Origin of the sequence: Streptomyces sp. ISL-43, from assembly GCF_018614195.1 — a bacterium.
Lineage (GTDB): Bacteria > Actinomycetota > Actinomycetes > Streptomycetales > Streptomycetaceae > Streptomyces.
The window spans coordinates 1-18,158 of sequence record NZ_JAGGOT010000102.1; the positions used below are offsets into that span (position 1 = coordinate 1).

At 70.9% G+C, this 18,158-nt stretch carries 18 protein-coding genes and 3 pseudogenes; 10 read left to right on the forward strand and 11 right to left on the reverse strand.

Translation table 11 applies throughout. The features are described from left to right. Window positions 1-276 precede the first annotated feature (276 nt). Window positions 277-1,332: a helix-turn-helix domain-containing protein gene (locus J7F03_RS38880; protein WP_214957936.1), complete on the reverse strand. Its 1,056-nt coding sequence runs from the start codon at window positions 1,330-1,332 to the stop codon at window positions 277-279. A 137-nt stretch (window positions 1,333-1,469) separates the two neighbouring features. Further along, window positions 1,470-1,649 (reverse strand): hypothetical protein, encoded by a 180-nt coding sequence (locus J7F03_RS38885; protein WP_214957962.1) that lies wholly within the window; start codon window positions 1,647-1,649, stop codon window positions 1,470-1,472. A gap of 404 nt (window positions 1,650-2,053) precedes the next feature. Between J7F03_RS38885 and J7F03_RS38890 the strand changes: the two are divergent. Further along, window positions 2,054-2,341: pseudogene (locus J7F03_RS38890) on the forward strand (PRC-barrel domain containing protein); the annotation flags it as partial. A 101-nt stretch (window positions 2,342-2,442) separates the two neighbouring features. Here J7F03_RS38890 and J7F03_RS38895 read toward each other — a convergent pair. Next, entirely contained in the window at window positions 2,443-2,598 is a 156-nt protein-coding gene (locus J7F03_RS38895; protein ID WP_214957938.1) for a hypothetical protein, read from the reverse strand. Between the two features lie 256 nt (window positions 2,599-2,854). Next, window positions 2,855-3,193, reverse strand: coding sequence for a hypothetical protein (locus tag J7F03_RS38900; protein WP_251073147.1), 339 nt, complete (start codon window positions 3,191-3,193; stop codon window positions 2,855-2,857). A gap of 1,740 nt (window positions 3,194-4,933) precedes the next feature. On the opposite strand from J7F03_RS38900, the gene J7F03_RS42520 reads away from it, so the two are divergent. Then, the gene (locus J7F03_RS42520) at window positions 4,934-5,185 is read left to right on the forward strand and encodes a hypothetical protein (protein ID WP_308380146.1); all 252 of its coding nucleotides are present in this window, start codon (window positions 4,934-4,936) and stop codon (window positions 5,183-5,185) included. Window positions 5,186-5,235: 50 nt separating this feature from the next. Here the strand turns inward: J7F03_RS42520 and J7F03_RS42525 are convergent. Both J7F03_RS42525 and J7F03_RS38910 read right to left on the reverse strand, forming a co-directional pair. Then, window positions 5,236-5,490: pseudogene (locus J7F03_RS42525) on the reverse strand (ATP-dependent DNA ligase); the annotation flags it as partial. A 91-nt stretch (window positions 5,491-5,581) separates the two neighbouring features. Continuing rightward, window positions 5,582-6,151 (reverse strand): hypothetical protein, encoded by a 570-nt coding sequence (locus J7F03_RS38910; protein ID WP_214957940.1) that lies wholly within the window; start codon window positions 6,149-6,151, stop codon window positions 5,582-5,584. A 434-nt stretch (window positions 6,152-6,585) separates the two neighbouring features. Here J7F03_RS38910 and J7F03_RS38915 point away from each other — a divergent pair, with 434 nt between their 5' ends. Further along, window positions 6,586-6,891 carry a hypothetical protein gene (locus J7F03_RS38915; RefSeq protein WP_214957941.1) on the forward strand — a complete coding sequence of 102 codons (306 nt, stop codon included), beginning with the start codon at window positions 6,586-6,588 and terminating at the stop codon, window positions 6,889-6,891. Then, window positions 6,888-7,232: a hypothetical protein gene (locus tag J7F03_RS38920; RefSeq protein ID WP_214957963.1), complete on the forward strand. Its 345-nt coding sequence runs from the start codon at window positions 6,888-6,890 to the stop codon at window positions 7,230-7,232. Before J7F03_RS38915 ends, J7F03_RS38920 begins: the two co-directional genes overlap by 4 nt. Before the next feature lie 61 nt (window positions 7,233-7,293). Here the strand turns inward: J7F03_RS38920 and J7F03_RS38925 are convergent, their stop codons facing one another. From J7F03_RS38925 to J7F03_RS38945, 5 genes are all read right to left on the reverse strand, one after another. After that, window positions 7,294-9,864: an ABC transporter permease gene (locus J7F03_RS38925; protein WP_214957942.1), complete on the reverse strand. Its 2,571-nt coding sequence runs from the start codon at window positions 9,862-9,864 to the stop codon at window positions 7,294-7,296. Then, window positions 9,861-10,643 (reverse strand): ABC transporter ATP-binding protein, encoded by a 783-nt coding sequence (locus J7F03_RS38930; protein WP_214957943.1) that lies wholly within the window; start codon window positions 10,641-10,643, stop codon window positions 9,861-9,863. The genes J7F03_RS38925 and J7F03_RS38930 overlap by 4 nt, the downstream gene beginning before the upstream one ends. Further along, window positions 10,640-10,930, reverse strand: coding sequence for an SHOCT domain-containing protein (locus J7F03_RS38935; protein ID WP_214957944.1), 291 nt, complete (start codon window positions 10,928-10,930; stop codon window positions 10,640-10,642). The genes J7F03_RS38930 and J7F03_RS38935 overlap by 4 nt, the downstream gene beginning before the upstream one ends. 147 nt (window positions 10,931-11,077) lie before the next feature. Then, entirely contained in the window at window positions 11,078-11,743 is a 666-nt protein-coding gene (locus J7F03_RS38940) for a response regulator transcription factor (RefSeq protein ID WP_214957945.1), read from the reverse strand. Then, window positions 11,740-12,945 carry a sensor histidine kinase gene (locus J7F03_RS38945; protein ID WP_214957946.1) on the reverse strand — a complete coding sequence of 402 codons (1,206 nt, stop codon included), beginning with the start codon at window positions 12,943-12,945 and terminating at the stop codon, window positions 11,740-11,742. The genes J7F03_RS38940 and J7F03_RS38945 overlap by 4 nt, the downstream gene beginning before the upstream one ends. Window positions 12,946-13,029: 84 nt before the next feature. Between J7F03_RS38945 and J7F03_RS38950 the strand changes: the two genes are divergently transcribed. The 6 genes and pseudogenes from J7F03_RS38950 (at window position 13,030) to J7F03_RS38975 (ending at window position 17,662) form a co-directional block, all read left to right on the forward strand. Further along, window positions 13,030-13,251, forward strand: coding sequence for a hypothetical protein (locus J7F03_RS38950; protein ID WP_214957947.1), 222 nt, complete (start codon window positions 13,030-13,032; stop codon window positions 13,249-13,251). A gap of 1,377 nt (window positions 13,252-14,628) precedes the next feature. Next, complete coding sequence (locus J7F03_RS38955) at window positions 14,629-15,084, forward strand: hypothetical protein (RefSeq protein WP_214957948.1); 456 nt, start codon at window positions 14,629-14,631, stop codon at window positions 15,082-15,084. A gap of 97 nt (window positions 15,085-15,181) precedes the next feature. After that, window positions 15,182-15,596 (forward strand): annotated as a pseudogene (locus J7F03_RS38960) (transposase family protein); the annotation flags it as partial. 142 nt (window positions 15,597-15,738) lie between these two features. Next, on the forward strand, window positions 15,739-16,146 hold the full coding sequence (locus tag J7F03_RS38965) for a serine hydrolase (protein ID WP_214957949.1): 408 nt from the start codon (window positions 15,739-15,741) through the stop codon (window positions 16,144-16,146). 211 nt (window positions 16,147-16,357) lie between these two features. Then, window positions 16,358-17,131: a transposase gene (locus tag J7F03_RS42530; protein ID WP_214957950.1), complete on the forward strand. Its 774-nt coding sequence runs from the start codon at window positions 16,358-16,360 to the stop codon at window positions 17,129-17,131. 24 nt (window positions 17,132-17,155) lie between these two features. Then, window positions 17,156-17,662, forward strand: a complete 507-nt coding sequence (locus J7F03_RS38975; RefSeq protein ID WP_214957951.1) for a hypothetical protein — start codon at window positions 17,156-17,158, stop codon at window positions 17,660-17,662. The last annotated feature ends 496 nt before the right edge of the window (window positions 17,663-18,158 follow it).

Consider the following 18,158-nt stretch of genomic DNA (forward strand, 5'->3'; position numbering starts at 1 on the left):
TCGCGATCCAACCGCCATAAACCAACGGCATTGCGGCTAGCCGCGCAAAAGCCACGGCCGTACTCACGGCGCAGCGCGGCAGTCGGCCGCGCTCTGATGGGTGGGTGAGTGGATGAGTGACATGCGTAGGTCTCTGGGACCGTTGGAACGGGTCGATGACCGTTGGGTTCTGGGTGATCACCTACGGCCGGGCGGCACGTGGCTCGAGTTGCGCGCCGATGGCTGTACCAGCACGTGGCGGCGGCCAGAGCAGTGGGCGGGGCCGCTGAGGCGAGCTCAGGGCGCCGTCTCGTCCGTCCAGCCCAGCAGGCGGGCGCCGATCACCGCGGTCTGGAGGGTGTAGCGGTGCAGGGGGTCGGCCGGGTCCGCACCGGTGAGGGTGCGGATGCGCTCGAGCCGGTACGTCAAGGCCCGCACGCTCACTGACAGCCGGCGGGCGGCCTCGGTTGCCACGCAGCCGCTTTCGAAGTACGCGTTGAGGGTGTCCAACAGCGGCTGTGGGCCGCCGCGTGCTCCACGGAGCGGGCCCAGAACACTCTCCACCAGGTCGGCCATGGCTTGGCGGTCACGGGTCAGGACGGGGTAGACGAGCAGATCAGCGGCGTGCAGCACCGGCCCTTCCATCCCCATCCGCTCTGCGAGGTCAAGGGCGTTGAGGGCTTCCTCGTAGGAGTGGACGACCCCGCCGGGGCCCGGGTGGGAGCGGCCGATGGCGGCTCGGCCCCCATCGGTGGCCGCGTGTGCCTGCTTGGCGAAGAAGGCGAGAACGTCGGGCTGGTCCCCCGGAGCGACGCAGATCAGCCGGCCGTCCTTTGTCGTCAGCAGGATCTGCCGGTTGCCGAACCGGCCCAGGACCGCCTCCTCGATGCGGCGGGCGACGGGGTAGCCGTCGCCATACGGCTCGGGACCCGCGGCCACCGCCACCGCATGAGCCTGGGACAGACGCAGGCCGAAGCGCTCCGCCCGCTCCGCCAGCCGTCCCAGCCCACCACGCCCGTACAGCAGGTCGTCGATGAACTCGCGGCGGGCCGCCTCCTGCTGGCGCACCGCCTGGCGCTGAGCGCGCTCGAATCCCTCGGCGAACGCGTCCACCGCCTGCTCGACAGCGGCCAGCAAAGGCCCGGACGGCATCGTCGGCGCGACCTCGCGGGCCGCGGCCAAGTGCTCGCGTATCAGCGCGCGCAGGGACAGTCCCGCGTCCGCAGCCCGCTCCCCCTCGGTCCGCCGGGCATCCAGCTCATCCCGGTTGAGCCGACGCCCCGTCGCGCACACCTGGCGCAGAGCGTCGTCGTACCCCGCCAGATGATTATCCGACGCTTCCCAGTCCCCCACGTCTTTCCCCCGATGCTCATGCACGTTCACGCGTCTTTGACGCGAGGACCAGGGTGACACGTTCCCAAAGGACGCACCGTTACGGCATCAGCCCAGTTCAGGACGCCAGCCCGTCCGGCCAGACGCGGACCTCGCGATCACGGCTGCTTCATGGACACCCACACCGCCGCGGCGGCGGTCAGTACCAGCACCCAGACGGTGAGCAGCGGCAGACCGGAGCCCGGCAGCACAAACATCACCGCGCCGGCGACGGTCATCACGGCGCCGAAGCGAAGATCGGTGAGATCGGGCCGCACCGGGAAGGGCGGGTCATCCAAGGGTCTCCTGGCAGAGAGGGAGAAGGGTGACTCCCGGCTCCCATGGAGCGCTGTGGGGGTACACAGCATCCGACCCCGCGGCTTTAGGCTGTCACTACGCCTCCGCAGAGTGCGGAGTCACCGAATGTGTTCGTGTTCAGCCACAGACGCAGACCGCCCAGTACGGCTACCGCGGTGACGGCGGCCGCGAGCGCCTTGCGCGGGACCTTCGCTGCCTGCTGCGGGGTGTGGTCATCGTGCTCTACTTCCTCGTGCGCACGGCGGAGCAAGCGTCACGGCCGGAGGTGTCACTCTGCTTGGCCTCGTCCCTGGCGGTTCGTGGGCCACTGGGTGGCTTGCTGCGCGGTCGCGAGGACGCTCGCGGGTGGTGTCGATGCCGCGGACCCGCCGTGCGACCCCGGCCCGACGAGGCCACCGAGGAAGTCGGCTCCTCTTACATCGTCGTCGACACCGGCCCCTGGATCTTCGGCGAGGAAGTCCTCCTGCCCGCCGGCAACTTCGTGCACGTCGACACCAAAGAGGAGAAGATCCTCGTCAACCGCACCAAGGAGCAGATCAAGAACGCTCCCGAGTACGACAAGGACAAGCACCGCGGCGACGTCGTCTACCACGACCAGCTCGGCACCTACTACGGCCGCACCCACAGCTGGCGTGGATCCCGCGCACGCGGCCGGACCCCTCCACGCAAGTGAGCCCAGCCGCCTCCGGGTCTACCCCAGCCGACTGCGGGCAGCCCCGGACACCGCGACCGCCTGGGCCCGGCGGGGCCGGAGGATCAGCCGACCACCAGCCCCTAGCCGAACCGGGGTACGTCCTCGACCGTTACGTCCATGCGCAGCCGCTTGAACCGCAGCGGATGCCGAAAGCCCCCTCCGCGATCGACGGCCCGGTCAGCGCTGATCTCCGCCACCAGGTCCGGACGGACCAGGACCCGCGTCCAGGACGTCACGGGACCCCCACGCCGAGGCGAACCGCACACCCTCCCACGGGTGGCCCGGGTCGGCCACCGCCGGGTGCTCGGCGACCTGCCGGGCCGCATCCGGTCGCAGCGGTACCGTGCGGCCGACCCTGCGGAGCCGGCCGGCTTCGTCGTGGCGGCCGAGGATTGAGGAGCTGGGGGCGGGTCAGGGGGCCGGCGGGCGCGAGCCGCCGGGCTCGGCGTCTTCGTCCGGGCGGCCGGCCGGAGCGGCGGAGGTGGCTGGGCCTCAAGCGAGTGCGAGGAAGGTGGCTGTCCGACGTCGGTAGTAGGCGATGGCCGACACCGTCAGCAGCGGAGCCCAGGCCAACAGCGGGAGATAGCAGAGCACGAGCAGCCCCTGCTGGGCCGGTGTGTCCGTGATGGCGCCGGCAGCCAGGTTCGCGACCTGGATGTATCCGACCCAGCCGCACAGCCCGAAGAGCGCGGTCGCGCCCAGCAGCGCCGGGACCACCGCCGCGAGCGGGTGTACCCGGCGGCCGCCGAGCAGTGGGATCCAGCGCGGCACGATCTCGCCCCACGGTTGCACCAGGCCGAGCGTCAGCAATGCGAGGGCTTCAGAAACCACGGTCAGCGAGAGTATGTAGAGCGTCCCCCCAACGGTCCTGACCGGTTCCGCGGCCACCGGAAGTCCGGCGACCAGGGCAATCCGCCACAGACCCGAGGGCAGAGTGATCAGGGGTACGGCACGGGCGGTGAGAGCGGCCCAGCGCGGCACATCAGGCAGTACGTTCGTCCTCAACATGTTGCCCATGTTTGCCGCGGCAGCGCCACGGGCGCGTCCGTCTGCGGGCTCTGTCGCCTCCCCCGCACGGGGGAGACGAGCGTGCAACCCATCAGCCGGACGACGCCCGGGACCCATCCCGCGTGGGCACGACTGGAACGGGTTGCGCTTGTCTTTGATGCAGTGCGGCGGGACCTTGTCCCCTTCTTGTGGTAGGCAGGTCGGCTGTATCCCCCACCAGTAGCGAGGACTCGGCCCACGTCGTGACGGGTGGCCGGTTGGTGGTTCTTCGAACCGAGCGGCCGTCCGGGCCCTGGCCGGGAAGGTTTTGGAGCACGCGCCGGCGAGGTCGCTTTCGCCCACAATTTCGCCTGTTCGAAGGGGTCGGTTTCTCCAAAGGTCGCCGGAGAGCGGTGGCCAGCGGGCGAGGCATCGTGTGGCACCCTGCGGCACGCCCCAGAAGAAAGGCCCCCTGCCGGGCCGTCAGGCCCTGCTGCGCCCGCCCCGGCAGGGCCAGCCCCTCGGAGCGCCCCCGCCCGGCCTACTTCAGCGCGTTCACGCACGTCCATGCCAAGTCGTCGGTGTCCAGCTCCTCAACTTCAATCCGTTAGGGTCACACCCCCTCACTGATTGGCCCACCATGCGGCACTGATTCCCCCCACTGTGGTGATGAGCGATACGAGCCATACGGGCATGCGCTGAATGGTCAAGTGCAGCCCGCCACTCCGCAGTTCGAACGCTGGAGGCGGTGCGGGGTGCTCCGTGCTGCGGCTCATCTTGTCGTTCTCTCTCTGGGCGTTGCCGTGCTTGGTTCGCATGTCCTCTGACTCCTGTCGCGCCCCGTTGCGTGACGCCAGTAGGAGCAACGGCACGCAAAGCGGGCGGGCGGGCGGGGTGCGCGGTAGCCGTCGTGCGGCGGACGGAACGTTCGTGCCGCCCAGAGACGAAACTACGACCCCTTACCCCCGGGTCGCATTTCTCGCTTGTGTACAAGACCGCGCGCTGGGATTGCGCCTCTGTGTCCTGCTTGACGCGTTGGCCTGCAAGAACGCTTCCCGGACATGTGACGGCAACCATGGGAGGCACGCCCTGGAGGCGAGACCGGTGTGCAGGTAGTAGCGCTGGAGGCATCCCGTTCGGCACACATCCGCCCTGGTGCCCACTGGGCGCAGAAACGGTCGAACACAGCAACGCACCGGATGTGACCGGTGTGCGAGAGGCGCCGGTGCCTCTCCGGACTATCGCGCTGATTACGTCAACGCTGGTGTGTCCAGGGTCAGGGGGACGTACACATGCGGGTGGACCACTACAGAGATGCCGCGCCCCCTGCCCAGACGTCCCCGCCCACCGTGGCTCCGGGACGGGTCAGCCGACAGCAGCGGCGGGGCCCTGGCCGAAGCCCGGAACGTCCCCCGCCCCCCGTCCTGACGCAGCCGCTTGAACCTCAGCGGATGGCGGAAGACCCCGCCGCGATCGACGGCCCGGGCGGCGCTGATTTCCGCGACCAGGTCGGGGCGGACCAGGACCGCGTCCAGGACGTCGCGGGACCCCCCAGGACGCCGCGAACCGCACACCCTTCCACGGGTGCCCGGGGTCGGCGGCGGCCAGGTGCTCCGCGACCTGGCGGGCCTGCTCCCGGCGCAGCGGAACGCTGCGGCCCACCGTGCGCAGCTGGCCCTCCTGGTCGTGGCGGCCGAGGATGAGGAGCTGGGGGCCGTCCAGGACTCCAGCCACTCCCCCGCCTCGGCCATATCCGTGGTCATCGGACACAGCGTCCACGGGGCCGTCAGAGCGCGCGGCGAACAGCACCTCCAGTCGGCGACGGCGTTCCGGTAAGGCAACGTGGGCAGCTCGGTGCCGTCGGCTGCGAGGACGTCGAAGGCCACGAAGCAGGCCGGCAGGCGAGCGGCGAGTGCGGGGGCGGTGCGGGCACGGGCGGCGGCCCGGCGCTGCAACGCCTCGAACAACAGGGCGCCGGCTTCCGGATCCCACACGAGGACCTGGCCATCGAGGACCAGACCGTACGGGAGCTGCTCGGCCGCCGCGACGAGGTCGGGGAACGCCTCCTGCACCAAGGCGCCGCGGAGGGTCTGGAACAGTACCCGGCCGCCCGGACCGACCGGGGTGAACACCAGCGGCATCCGGCCTCAGCGGCGCAGTACGGCCCACCGGCCGCAGCCGGACGAGGCCATCGAGGGACCGACGTCTGCCAGGATCGGGCAGCGGTGTTTGTCACCAACCGTGCTGGGAGTCCCCGATGATTCGCAGTCCTGCCTGGGCGGCGAGCCATCGCGCCCGGGCGCGCGTGCTGTAGCGGACGTGCACGAAGACGGTGTGGTCGGCTGCGGGCGGACCGTCGAGGTGGATGCTGCGGTGGTTGAAGACCACCTGCACATCGGCGTACTTGAGCTCCGGCGGCAGATCCATCTCGGGAACCGCAGGCCAGGTAAGCCACCACCAGGAGAAGGTGGCCGGGTTGTCTCCCACACCCTCCAGGAAGGGCTCGTCGATACTTCCCGGCGGGGCGTCCTCGAAGTCGACCTGGAGCGGCAGCAGCTCCGCCAACGCCTCTGGCTCGGCGGGTATACCGTCCGGCGGCAGAGGTTCGTAGTCGGCGCGCATGAACACACCCTCGCCGAGGCGCGCCTGGGCACGCTCGACGTCTGCGGCGGTCGACAGCCACAGCGTGGCGTGCACCGCGGCCTCGGTGGTGTCCGCCAGCGCGAGCAGCCGAAGACCGACCGTGTAGGCGGCGCGCGCGTCAGTCGTCCGGAAGACCGGAACGGCACAGGTGTTCCCCATCGCGGGCATCCTGCCACGAGAATCCGTCGGGCTGCTACGCCTTTCCGCCACCGCCGGGGCCGCGACCTCACCCCTCGGGACCACCCACCGCCTGCCCCGCACACTCCGCCCAGGCCCGAACGCTGACCGGCAGCACACCAAGTTGGCGCCCCCTCCGGGCCATGTGCCGGTGACATCTTGTCAGCACGGCCGCGGTGCAACAGACCGGAACCTGGATGCCAGCAGGCATCCAAACAGGGTTTGGTCGAGCGACCCAGAGAGCGATCAAGCCCAGACCCTCGGCACGCTTCCCCGGGCTGTGGGTAGCGCTGTCCGCCGCCTTCAACAACCGCATCGCCGCCCCGTACGGCGGGCAACGCACTACCGTGGGGCGTGCCGACCCAGGAGGGACCGCCGTGACGACCGCCCCGGGACACCCTTACGGCGTCCCCCCGATGCCCGAGCGCAGCATTCCCGCGTTGCGTGCCGCCATCGCCGCGCACGCTCCCGAGCTTCTCGCTGATTTCGAAGCCAACTGGCGGGCCAAGGTCGCCGACACCTACGACATAGGCGCGGCGCCCGCGTTCCTCGCCCGCTGGTGGGGTGAGTACGCCCTCGCCCGAAACCCCGAGCTCGACCGTCACGTACGTGATCTGGAAGAGCGTGCGGCCCGGTCTGCGGACCCGGACAAGGCCAAAGCCCTTCTGGAAGAGGCTGCCGAGATCCACCAGCATGTGAGCGGGCTCGGGCCCGGCGAGTGAGCGAGGAGTTCACCGGACCGCCCTGGGCCGTCGACTGGACCAAGACCGCCTCCGAGTACCGCGACAGCCTGCCCCAACCCGTCAGGAATCTGATCATCGAGGCAGTCGTCGAGCTGCTGTCCTCCCACCACCCCTACCGTGATCACGGCCTCGACACCACCAAGATCAGCATCGAGCCCGCCCGGTCCACCCAGCCCCGCGGCCCGCACATCCTCTATTTCGACCTGGGCCGCGGCTGGTTCCGCTACACGTTCATCCACCGGGCCGCCGAACCGCAGATCATCGTCGAAGTCGTCTTCTGGCAGTACCCGGCAACGCTGCGAGCCGAAGGCGTCATCTGAGGGTGCGCGGTACCCGGCTCCTCCGGAGCCGGGTGTCCGGCAGGGGTGTACACAGGTACACCTACTCCGTGGCGATGGCCCGCAGGATGTCCAGGCGCGCCGCGCGGCGGGCCGGGCGCCAGCCGGCCAGGACGCCCGCCGCCACGCCGACCAGCGCGACCAGGCCCAACTGCATGGGCGGGACGGCGAACGCGAACGCGCTGTCCTCCGCGCCGTCCGCGGCCTTCACCAGGACCCAGCCGAGGATGCCGCCCAGGACCAGGCCGCCGGTCGTACCGAAGGCGGCGACCAGCACCGACTCCCAGCGGACCATGGCCCGCAGCTGCGCCCCGCTCTGCCCGACGGCCCGCAGCAGGCCCAGTTCGCGGGTCCGCTCGTGCACGGCGAGGGTGAGCGTGTTGGCGATGCCGAGCAGGGCGATCAGCACCGCGAGGGCGAGCAGTGCGTAGACGAGGGTGAGCATCATGTCGATGCCGCCCGCCGAGGACTGCGCGTACGCCGCACGCGTCTGCACCTCGGGGCCGCCGTACTGCGCGGCCGTCCGCTCCACCGCCGCCACCCCGTCCGCGAGCGGTACGCCGTCCTTGAAGGTGACGGCCACCAGCGAGTCCGTGTCCTGCGCCCGGTGCGGGGCCCAGGCCGCGCGGGTGATGACGTAGTCGCCCGCGAGCTGCGACTCCTCGTAGACGGCACGGACCGTGAACCGCTGCTTCTGCCCGTCGGTGAAGGCGAGTTCTACGTTGCTGCCGGGCCGCCAGCCGTTTCGGGCGGCTTCCTTGCCCGCGACGGCGATCCCGTCCGTGCCGAGCGTGTCGAGGCGTCCCTCGACGGCGCCGAGGTCCAGGCCGACCGCGAGCGCGGCCGGGTCGGTGACCGTCAGCGCCCGCCCGGAGCCGTCGACCTCCGCGACCCCCTTGCCGAGGCCGACCGCCCCGGCCACCTCGGGGAGCGAGGCCACCGCCGGGGCGAGGGCCGGGCTGAGGCCGCTGCCGCCCGACCCGAACGCGGGCGCGCTGATGGCGACATCACCGGCGAAGGACCGCGACACGGTCCGGTCCATGGTCGCCTTGAGGGAGGCGCCGAAGACCGTGAACAGCGAGACGACGGCGACGCCGATCATCAGCGCGGACGCGGTCGACGCCGTCCGCTTGGGGCTGCGCCGTGCGTTGCGCCCGGCCAGGGCGCCCGTCACCCCGCGCAGCCGTTCCAGCGGCCGCGCGAGGATCCGTACGGCGACCGAGGAGGCGACCGGCCCCAGGACCACGAACGCGGCCGTGACCAGCACCGCACCTGCCCCGGACAGCCACAGGGACGGCACGGCCGACACCCCGGCCACGATCACCGCGATGCCGGCGGCGCCCAGGGCGGCCCCGGTCGCGGTACGGGCCCGCGAGGCCCCGGACGTGTCCACGGCGCTCTCGCGCAGCGCGGCCAGCGGCGCGGTACGACCCGCCCGCACGGCCGGGAGCAGGGCCGAGCCCAGACACACCACGACACCCACGGCCAGGGGCAGCAGCATCGACAGGCCGCTGATCACCAGGTTCCCCTCGGGGAAGGGGAATCCGATCACCGGGAACAGCGCCTGGAGTCCGGCGGCGATTGCGATGCCGCCGGCCAGTCCGGCCACGGACGCGAGGACCGCGACGACGGCGGCCTCCGCCAGCGTGCCGCCGACCACCTGGCGGCGGGAGGCGCCCAGGGCGCGCAGCAGGGCGTTCTCGCGGGTGCGCTGGGCGACGACGATCGCGAAGGTGTTGTGGATGCTGAAGGTGGCGACCAGCAGGGCGATGCCGGAGAAGACGAGGAGCAGGGTGGTGAAGAGGGTCAGGAACTGACCGGAGATCACGTCCGTGTTCTCCTGGGCCGATTCCCGGCCGGTGATCGCCTCGACGCCCTGCGGCAGCACCGGAGCCAGCGCGTCGACGAGCTGCTGCTGGCTGGTGCCCGGGGCGGCCCGCACCTGGAGGGAGGCCGCCTGGCCGGGGCCGGCCGTCAGGTACTTCTCCGCGTCCGCCTGGGTCATGCCGGTGTACGTGACCTGGGCCATGCCGTCCGCGCCGCCGAAGGTGGCCAGGCCGACGATCGTCACCCGGACCGGGTCGGGGGTGCGCAGCACCGTCGTGTCACCGATGTTCAGCCCGCCCTTGGCGGCGGTGCCCCGGTTGACCACGACCTCGCCGGAGCGCTCCGGTGCGCGGCCCTCCGCGAGCTTGTACGGGTTGAGCCGCGAGTCCGTGATCCAGTTGCCGGCGAGGGTGGGCGGGCCCTGGCCGCCGATCGGTTCGCCGTTGCGGCCGATGAGCTGCCCCGCGCCCTGGATGTTCGGGGCGGCGGCGGCCACGCCCGCGGTGCGCCCGATCCGGTCCACCAGGGCGGTGGGCACGGGCTGTCGGGTGCCCTGGGTCTGGCCCGGGACGGTGACCACGCGTGCGCTGCGCACGACGGCGTCGGTGCCGCTCGCCGCGCCCGCGAACATGGTGTCGAAGCTCGCGCGCAGGGTGTCGCCCATGACGAGGGTCCCGGCGAAGAACGCGACGCCGAGCAGCACGGCCGTGAAGGTTCCGGCGAAGCGCCGCTTGTGCGCGCGCAGTGCGGCCGTGCTCAGCCGCAGGGTGGTACGGGCCGCGTTCATGACTCCGCTCCCATCGTCACGGAGCGCGTGTCGAAGGCCTTGAGCCGGTCCAGGACGCGCTCGGCGGTCGGTGCCGCCATCCGGTCGACCAGGCGACCGTCGGCGAGGAAGACGACCTCGTCGGCGTGGGCGGCGGCCACCGGGTCGTGGGTGACCATGACGACCGTCCGGCCCATCTCGCGCACCGCCCGGCCCAGCAGGCCGAGCACCTCCTCGCCCGAGCGGGAGTCGAGATTGCCGGTCGGCTCGTCGGCGAAGACGACGTCGGCACTGCCCGCGAAGGCGCGGGCGACGGCGACCCGCTGCTGCTGGCCGCCGGACAGCTCGGAGGGCCGGTGGTGCAGCCGGTCGCGCAGACCGACAACGTCGATGAGGCGTTCGAGCCAGGCGCCGTCGCCCCGGGTGCCCGCGAGGTCCTGCGGGAGGGTGATGTTCTCGGCCACGGTGAGCGTGGGCACCAGGTTGAAGGCCTGGAAGACGAAGCCGATGCGCTCGCGGCGCAGCAGGGTGAGCCTGCGGTCGTCGAGCGCACCCAGTTCCGTACCGCCGATGAAGGCGGATCCGGAGGTGAGCGAGTCGAGGCCGGCCGCGCAGTGCATCAGGGTGGACTTGCCGGAGCCGGACGGCCCCATGATGGCGGTGAAGCGGCCGGCCGGGAAGTCGACGCTCACCCCGTCCAGGGCCCGTACCTCGGTGTCGCCCCGGCCGTAGACCTTCAGGGCGTCGACGACCCGGGCGGCGACAGGGCCGCCGCCGGGCAGGGTGGTGGCGGTGCTCATGCCGCACCGCCCTTGGAGGCAGGGCCGAACTGCTCGTCCAGCACGGACAGCCGCCGCCAGTACTCGTCCTCGTCGATCTCGCCGGAGGCGAAGCGCCGCCCCAGGATCGCGATCGGCGCGTGCTCGCCGTACGCTGCCCCGCGCCCCTGCCACGGTCCGCGGCGGCCGCGCCACACCGTGCGGCGCAGCACGGTCACGGCGCCGATCACGACCGCCGCCCAGATCAGCGGGAAGAACAGGATCCACGGGCCGGGCCCGTCGTACGCGAGGGTGGTGAGGGTGTTCATCGCGGTTCAGCTCCTCGGAGTGGGTGGACGTTTCGTCTCACTCCGAGACTGGCTCCGGGAGGGTGCCCGGGTCGTCGTACGGCCGGCTGCACCGGGCCTACTTCCCCGGGAGTACGAGCCCCTCCGGCTACGCGGGAGCCGTGCGGGTCAGCCGAGCCAGCCGGGGCGGACCAGCCCGGACTCGTAGGCGAGGACGACCAGTTGGGCTCGGTCGCGGGCGCCCAGTTTGACCATCGTCCGGCTGACGTGGGTCTTCGCCGTGAGCGGGCTGACGACCAGGCGACGGGCGATCTCCTCGTTGGACAGGCCCATGCCCACCAGCGCCATCACCTCCCGCTCCCGGTCCGTGAGACGGCCCAGCTCCGCCGCGACCGCGGGCTGCTTCGAACGGGCCGCGAACTCCGCGATCAGCCGGCGGGTCACGCCCGGGGACAGCAGGGCGTCGCCCTCCACCACCGCCCGGACCGCGCGCAGCAGTTCCTCCGGTTCGGTGTCCTTGACCAGGAAACCCGACGCGCCGGAGCGGATCGCCTCGAAGACGTACTCGTCGAGCTCGAAGGTGGTGAGCATGATGACCCGGACCTCGGCCAGCGCCTCGTCCTCGGTGATCCGCCGGGTGGCGGCGAGCCCGTCCAGGACCGGCATCCGGATGTCCATCAGCACCACGTCGGGGCGCAGCTCCCGCACCAGCCGCACGGCCCCCTCGCCGTCGGAGGCCTCGCCCGCGACCTCGATGTCGGGCTGCGCGTCGAGCAGTGCCCGGAACCCCGCCCGGACGAGCAGCTGGTCGTCGGCGAGCAGTACGCGGATCACGGATCCTCCTCGGCGGGGACATCCTTCAGCGGGAGCCTCGCGACCACCCGGAAGCCCCCGTCCGGACGGGGGCCGGCCTCGATGGTGCCACCCAGGGCCCCGGCCCGCTCGCGCATTCCGACAAGACCGTTGCCACTGCCGCCGGCGGTGCCTCCGGTGGCCGGGCCGTCGTCGTCCACGCGCAACTCCAGGGCGTCCGGCCGCCAGAGGAGGCCGATACGGGCGGTACGCGAACCGGAATGCCGGACCACATTGGTCAGCGCCTCCTGAAGGATCCGGAAGGCGGCGAGGTCCGCGCCGGGCGGCAGCGCCCGGGCCTTCCCCTCGGCCGCGACGTCCACGGCGAGCCCCGCCGCGGCGGCCTGCTCGACGAGCTCGGGGAGACGGTCGAGACCGGGGGCGGGAGTGCGTGGCGCGTCACCGGGGGTGCGCAGGGTGTCGAGGACCTGCCGGACCTCGCCCAGCGCCTCCTTGCTGGCGGCCTTGATCGTGGTCAGCGCCGTACGCGCCTGCTCGGGGTCGGTGTCGAGCAGGGCCAGCCCGACACCCGCCTGGACGTTGATCACCGAGATGCTGTGCGCGAGGACGTCGTGCAGCTCACGGGCTATGCGCAGCCGCTCCTCGTCCACCCGGCGCCGCTCGGCCGCCGCCCGCTCGACGCGCTCCCGGGCCCACTGCTCTCGGCGTACGCGCACCAGCTCCGAGACGGCGAGTATCGCCAGCACCCACGCGGTGATGCCCAGTTCCTGCCCCCAGGGCGCCGGGCGGTCCCCCGCGGGCGGCAGCCAGTGGTACAGCCAGTGCCCGATGAGCAGGTGCCCGGCCCAGAGCAGGCCGACGGCGCCCCAGGCGGCCCTGCGGTGACCGGCGACGACGGCGGCGAAGCAGGCCAGGGCCAGACTGATGAACACCGGGCCGTACGGGAACCCGGCCCCGATGTACACCAGGGTGACGACGCTGACCCCGTACGCCACGGCCACCGGATACCGATGCCGCAGCAGGAGCAGCGCGGGCCCCAGCAGCAACAGAATCCGCGCGAACGCGTCCAGCGCCACCCGCCCGGTCTGCTGCTGCGCGGCCCACCCGGAGCCGGCCTGCGCGAAGACGGCGACGAGCAGCGCCAAGCGCCAGCCCGGGCCCCGCCCGGTCCGCTCCGCCCATCGCCGCCACGGAGGATCCGGGCGCTCGCGCTGCTCATCCATACCCGCCACGCTAGTGCGCACCCGCCGTCACCCGCGTCACCCCGGCGTAGCGTTTGCCGCGTACTCCCCAGGTAGTACGCGCGGGTGGCATGCCCTCGGCCGGCCGGGCGATCTCCGCGCCCCTCCCGACGCGAAGCGGGCCACTCCCGAGCACCCGCGCTACCGGCCGGCCGCTCCCCGCATCCGGCGGTCCAACGGCAGCAGGTACTGGAGCGGCTCGTCCTGCAGGCCGCCGACATGGAGGCCAACGAGGCAGGGCTGGGACGGCTGCGGACCAAGGCCGGGAAGGAGCCCACCCGCTACTGAGCCTGACTGATTGGATCAAGAACCCCGAGCAGGGCCCGCTCGGCCCGGTGCCTGCTCTCTCTGGAACAGGTCTTACGAAGCGCCCACTCTCGAATGCACTACTCCAATTTACCGATAATCGTCCCGTACGTGCCGCGCGTGAAGGTCGATCGGCTGTGCACGGGTCAAGCTCGCCCCTGGTTCGCATGAATCGACTGAAGCAGGGAGCAAGACATGAATCCTGACACCAGGGCAGGGCGGCGACTGGGGCCTCTGCCCCGTCGAGCCGAATGGAGGGTCGGCGGCACAATCGCTTCGCTCGCACTGGTTCTGGCGGCCGGGGTGGTAAGTCCGGTTGCGTCCGCGGCTCACAGTGTGGGCGAACGCGTGAGCGCGTCGAGCGAGACGGGCCCAAGCGACAGATGCAAGCACAGGCCCGACCGCGGCGGCACGGACAAGTGTAAGAAGGGCCCGAAGGGCGCGAAGGGGCCCACAGGGCCCACGGGCCCGACGGGCTCGCAGGGGGATCCGGGTACGCCGGGCGCTACAGGGCCCACGGGCCCGACCGGCCCCGCAGGCGCAACGGGGGCTACCGGGTCTCAGGGCGTCTCTGGCGGGGCTGGGGCGACCGGTCCGACCGGCGCGCCGGGTGTGAACGGGGCGACGGGCGCCACCGGGCCTGCTGGCGCGCCGGGTGCCACCGGGGCCACCGGCCCGGCCGGCCCAACAGGAGCTACAAGTCCCATCAGCATCACCGAGACGCTCGGAAATGTCGTCCAGCCTGCTCCAGGCAGTAGCGCCACGAGCAGCGCCGACTGTCCGGACGGCCAGGGGGCGGTCTCTGTCGGTTGGCAGACGAACGGTCCCGGGCTTGTGGTGGGCTTTTCCCGGCGGGACCCCGGCGGTTGGCGAGTTTCCTTCGACAACCTCAGCAATAACGACAGCCTGCAGGGGCAGGTCTTCGTGTACTGCTCGCCGTCCGTGGCGCCGTAGCGATACACGGCGCAGGCCTCTGCGGGCTCTTCCGTCTGGTAGCCCCAGGTTCGCGCACTGAGCCACATCAAGGTCGGTGTAGCGGTTTTGGGCGGGAGCTGCCATGGGGCGAGAGATCACGGCCCCTTACGCCGGCTGCGAATCGGGCTGGCTCCTCGCCTGCCCGCAATTGCCCGATCGGGGCCATGATCTCGGAGGCTCGCCAAATGGCAGCTGCGTAAAGCCGTGGAGCCGACCGCCCCAGCCACAGCGGGCCTCCTCAACCACCAACCCAGAAGCGCCTTGATGACTCGGGCGGTGGGTGCACCAGCATCGCAAAGCGCTGCGGACCGGTCCGCTTCCCGGGGCCGTGTGCGGGTAGCCGGGCGGTGAGAACGGCGCGCGGCAGGAGGACAAGGAGAAGCGATGATCACTCAGGAGCAGCTGACGGCCATGGCCGGGTGTGCGGCGTACACGGACCAGGGTCAGCGTGTGGGCGGGGTGGACTACGTCTTGGTGGACGACACCACCGATAGGCCCGAATGGGTGCGGATCACCGACCGGGCGTCCGGCTTGGGCGGCGCCTTCGTCCCGCTGCGCCACGCGGCGCTGGAGGACCAGCGTCTGGTGCTGCCGTACGCCGTCTCGCTGATCGAGCGGGCTCCGTGCGCGGCACTGGATTGCGGGAGCGTGCTGTCCGTGGCGGAGGAGCAGCAGCTGTTCGCCCACTACGGGATCAGGGACGCCCGGGACGAAGTAAACGCCGAGAGCGGTGCGGGCTGGGGGCAGATGGACCGGGCCAGCGCCATCCGGGAGGGCACGGCCGGCCAGGAGGCGCACGTGTCCCGGCTCCGGTCGGCACAGCCCGGGCAGAACCGCTGAAGCGGACGTGCGCCTGCTGGGGTGCCGGACGGGAGCTGGCCACGGGCGGTCTCGGCGGGCAGGGCGGTAGTGGCGTTGGTGTTGCTGTACGCGGTGGAGTCTGGCCCACCCGCGGTGCGGCGACATTTGCGCCCAGCTCGCCGCCGGCTTCCGTAGCGGCACCGCGACCGCGTACCGCTACATACGCGAGGCCATCGACGTCCTGGCCGCCGGGGCCCCCACCCTGGAAGAGGCGATGAAGACCGTACGGACGAAGGCGTTCGTGATCCTGGACGGCACCACCCTGCTGCCGATCGACCGGATCGCCGCCGACACCCCGTACCACTCCGGGAAACATAAACGCCACGGCATCAACGTCCAGGTCCTCACCGACCCAATCGGACGCCCCTTGTGGGCCTCACCCGCACTGCCCGGCTCCACCCACGATCTGACCGCCGTCCCCAGCGCACGGCATCATCGACGCGCTCACCAACCTGGACTGCGCCGGGAAGCGTTCTTTCCGCATCCGCGGGGACGGCCCTTGTTCGACACCAGGTTCCCGTCGGGGCGGGCGGCACGGGATAGGAGTTGCGGTGGTGGGGTGGGTCCAGCCCCACCTCGTCGCGGGGGTGATCCACCGTGAACGCCACCAACGTGCCAGGGACGAAGCCGCGCATGCCCGCACCCAACATCCGGGCATACTCGAAGCCGTCCGGCTCCCTGGGCGGCCCCGGACAGCCCGGAGCCCAGGCCTACGACGTCACCGACCTCAACCCGTCCATCGCCGACGCGGGAGGCGAGATCGTCTCCACCAGCGACGACCTAAACCGCTTCTACCAGGCCCTGTTCGGCGGAAAGCTCCTCAAGCCCCGCCAACAGGCCCGGATGACCACCACCGTCCCGATCAACGCGAGCGCGACGATGGGCTATGGCCTGGGCGTCCTGAAGATCAAGACCTCTTGCCGTGACCTGTGGGGCCACAACGGAGGCATCCACGGCTCCTTCTCCTACTCCCTGACCACCCCGGACGGCACACACACGCTCTCGCTGAACTACAACGGCGATTGGAACCGTCTGCCGTGACCGGGCTTCGGCCTACGCGGATGCGGCAAGGGCGGCAGCACCTCAGGCAGTCCAGATCGCGGATATCTGGCACCTGTGGAACAACCTTGCCAAGGCCGTTGGGAAGACTCTCACCAGCCACTACGGCTGCCTCCGCGCCGCTCACGCGGCAGCTGTCCCGCCCGGTGGGGAGGTCCCGCCGGCGCCGCCTCCGCCTGACGGCACGTTCGACGTGAACGGACAGCCTCGCCGGATCGTCGGCCGAATCCGCGAACGGTATCGCCGTGTCCACGAGCTCTTCGCCCAGGGCTGTTCACTGCGAGGGATCAGCCGCGATCTCGACCTCGACTACTACGCGGTCCGCCGCTATGCCCACACCGCCGACGGCGACGAGCTACTCGTCAAGGTCACCCAGCGCCGGACCCTCCTGGACGACTACAAGCCCTACCTCTACGAACGGTTCGCCCAGGACTGCCGCAACCCCAGCCCGCTCTTCCGGGAGATCCGTGACCAGGGCTTTCGCGGTGACCGCACCGTTTTCAATCGCTACATCCACCTGCTGAAACAAGGCATCGAGACCGCACCTCCACCACCCGCGCTGCCCAAACCGAGGCGGGCCCTGCGCTGGGTCATGACCCATCCCGAGAGACTGCGACCACACGAAATCCTCGGGCTGAAAGCAGTCCGGGCCGCCTGCCGCGAGCTCGATTCCGTCGTCGAACACGTCCGAGCGTTCGCCGTCATCATGCATGAGCACCGCGGCCACGACCTCCTCGAATGGGTCGAACAGGTCCACAACAGCGATCTGCCGTCGCTGCAACAGTTCCCCCGCGGACTCCTCCACGACCAGGACGCCGTCATCGCCGCCCTCACCTCGACCTGGAGCTCAGGCCAAGTCGAAGGCCAAGTCGAAGGCCAAGTCACCAGAGTCAAACTGATCAAGCGAGCCGGCTACGGCACAGCCAAGCTCGACCTCCTCCGCACCCGCATCCTCCTCAGAACCTGACGCCGACTCTGTCAGAATGGTCTTGTGTTCGAGTTTGATATTGAGCGGTACCAACCTCGCTGGCTGAACGGCCAGGCCGCAGTTGCGCGTGAGCACGGGCAGCGCCTCGGCGCCCTGCATGGCCGCACACTGACCGGGGTCTGGTTGGCCTGGGACATCGAGGAGGACGAGTGGTTCCGCGACTGCCCGGTGCTACTCGACTTCGACGGTGAACAGGTCGAGATCAATCACTACAAGTTCGACGATCTCGCCCTCACCTGGGCCACGATCGATCCCCGTCGTCCGGTTCATTGGCCCGGATTCGAGCTGAAGTGGCGTCCTGAACCGCTCTCCGAGCTCCAAGTGCTACGAGGCATGACGCTCCAGGGGATCGAGCTGCTCGAATGGGTCGGCGACGATGCGGGCTACGGCAGCGTGGACGTGAGTTTCGTCTTCCCTGACGACCGACTGACCGTCTTCAACGCGCTCGACGAGAACGGGCTCAACTTCACACCACCCAAGCCTCAGCAGAGGTCACACACCCTCCGCTGAACTCGCTCCACCCCCGCACGAGCGACTCGCACCATCACAAGATCAGCGACAGAGTCCGTTCATCCGTACGTAGCCGGGCACGTTCACGTGCACGCCGACAGCGGATGGTGTGGGTCTGGCCGGCCCGTTCCAGGCTGCCTGCGACGATACCCATCAGACACCCCCTCCGTCATTGCATCGCGGCCGGCCGGCCAACCCGCAGATCACCGTTACGGGATGGTGAAGGCCCCGGCATCCCAACGGGGTACCGGGGCCTGGGCGGACCGGTCGTACTGCCCCAGAGCGCTCTGGGCACCGGCCCTGACCCGCACACCCATGTCGGCGCGGACTGATCACGACCCTAACCGGACCGGTCCCCCGCAGCAGCCGTTTCCTGTGCGCGGTCAAGCGCCCGCGGCGCATTGAGCCCGACGGCGCCGGCGCAGCCGCGTGCGTAGGGCGACACTGCCAGCATTGGACGAGGATGACGGCCGGACGGGACCCTCCCCGTTCGGCG

Bases quoted from the DNA above. Each gene is read 5' to 3' on its own strand.
- J7F03_RS38910 (WP_214957940.1), bottom strand. From the start codon at position 6,151: ATGGGGAACACCTGTGCCGTTCCGGTCTTCCGGACGACTGACGCGCGC.
- J7F03_RS38915 (WP_214957941.1), top strand. From the start codon at position 6,586: ATGCCCGAGCGCAGCATTCCCGCGTTGCGTGCCGCCATCGCCGCGCAC.
- J7F03_RS38925 (WP_214957942.1), bottom strand. From the start codon at position 9,864: ATGAACGCGGCCCGTACCACCCTGCGGCTGAGCACGGCCGCACTGCGC.
- J7F03_RS38930 (WP_214957943.1), bottom strand. From the start codon at position 10,643: ATGAGCACCGCCACCACCCTGCCCGGCGGCGGCCCTGTCGCCGCCCGG.
- J7F03_RS38935 (WP_214957944.1), bottom strand. From the start codon at position 10,930: ATGAACACCCTCACCACCCTCGCGTACGACGGGCCCGGCCCGTGGATC.
- J7F03_RS38945 (WP_214957946.1), bottom strand. From the start codon at position 12,945: ATGGATGAGCAGCGCGAGCGCCCGGATCCTCCGTGGCGGCGATGGGCG.
- J7F03_RS38955 (WP_214957948.1), top strand. From the start codon at position 14,629: ATGATCACTCAGGAGCAGCTGACGGCCATGGCCGGGTGTGCGGCGTAC.
- J7F03_RS38965 (WP_214957949.1), top strand. From the start codon at position 15,739: ATGCCCGCACCCAACATCCGGGCATACTCGAAGCCGTCCGGCTCCCTG.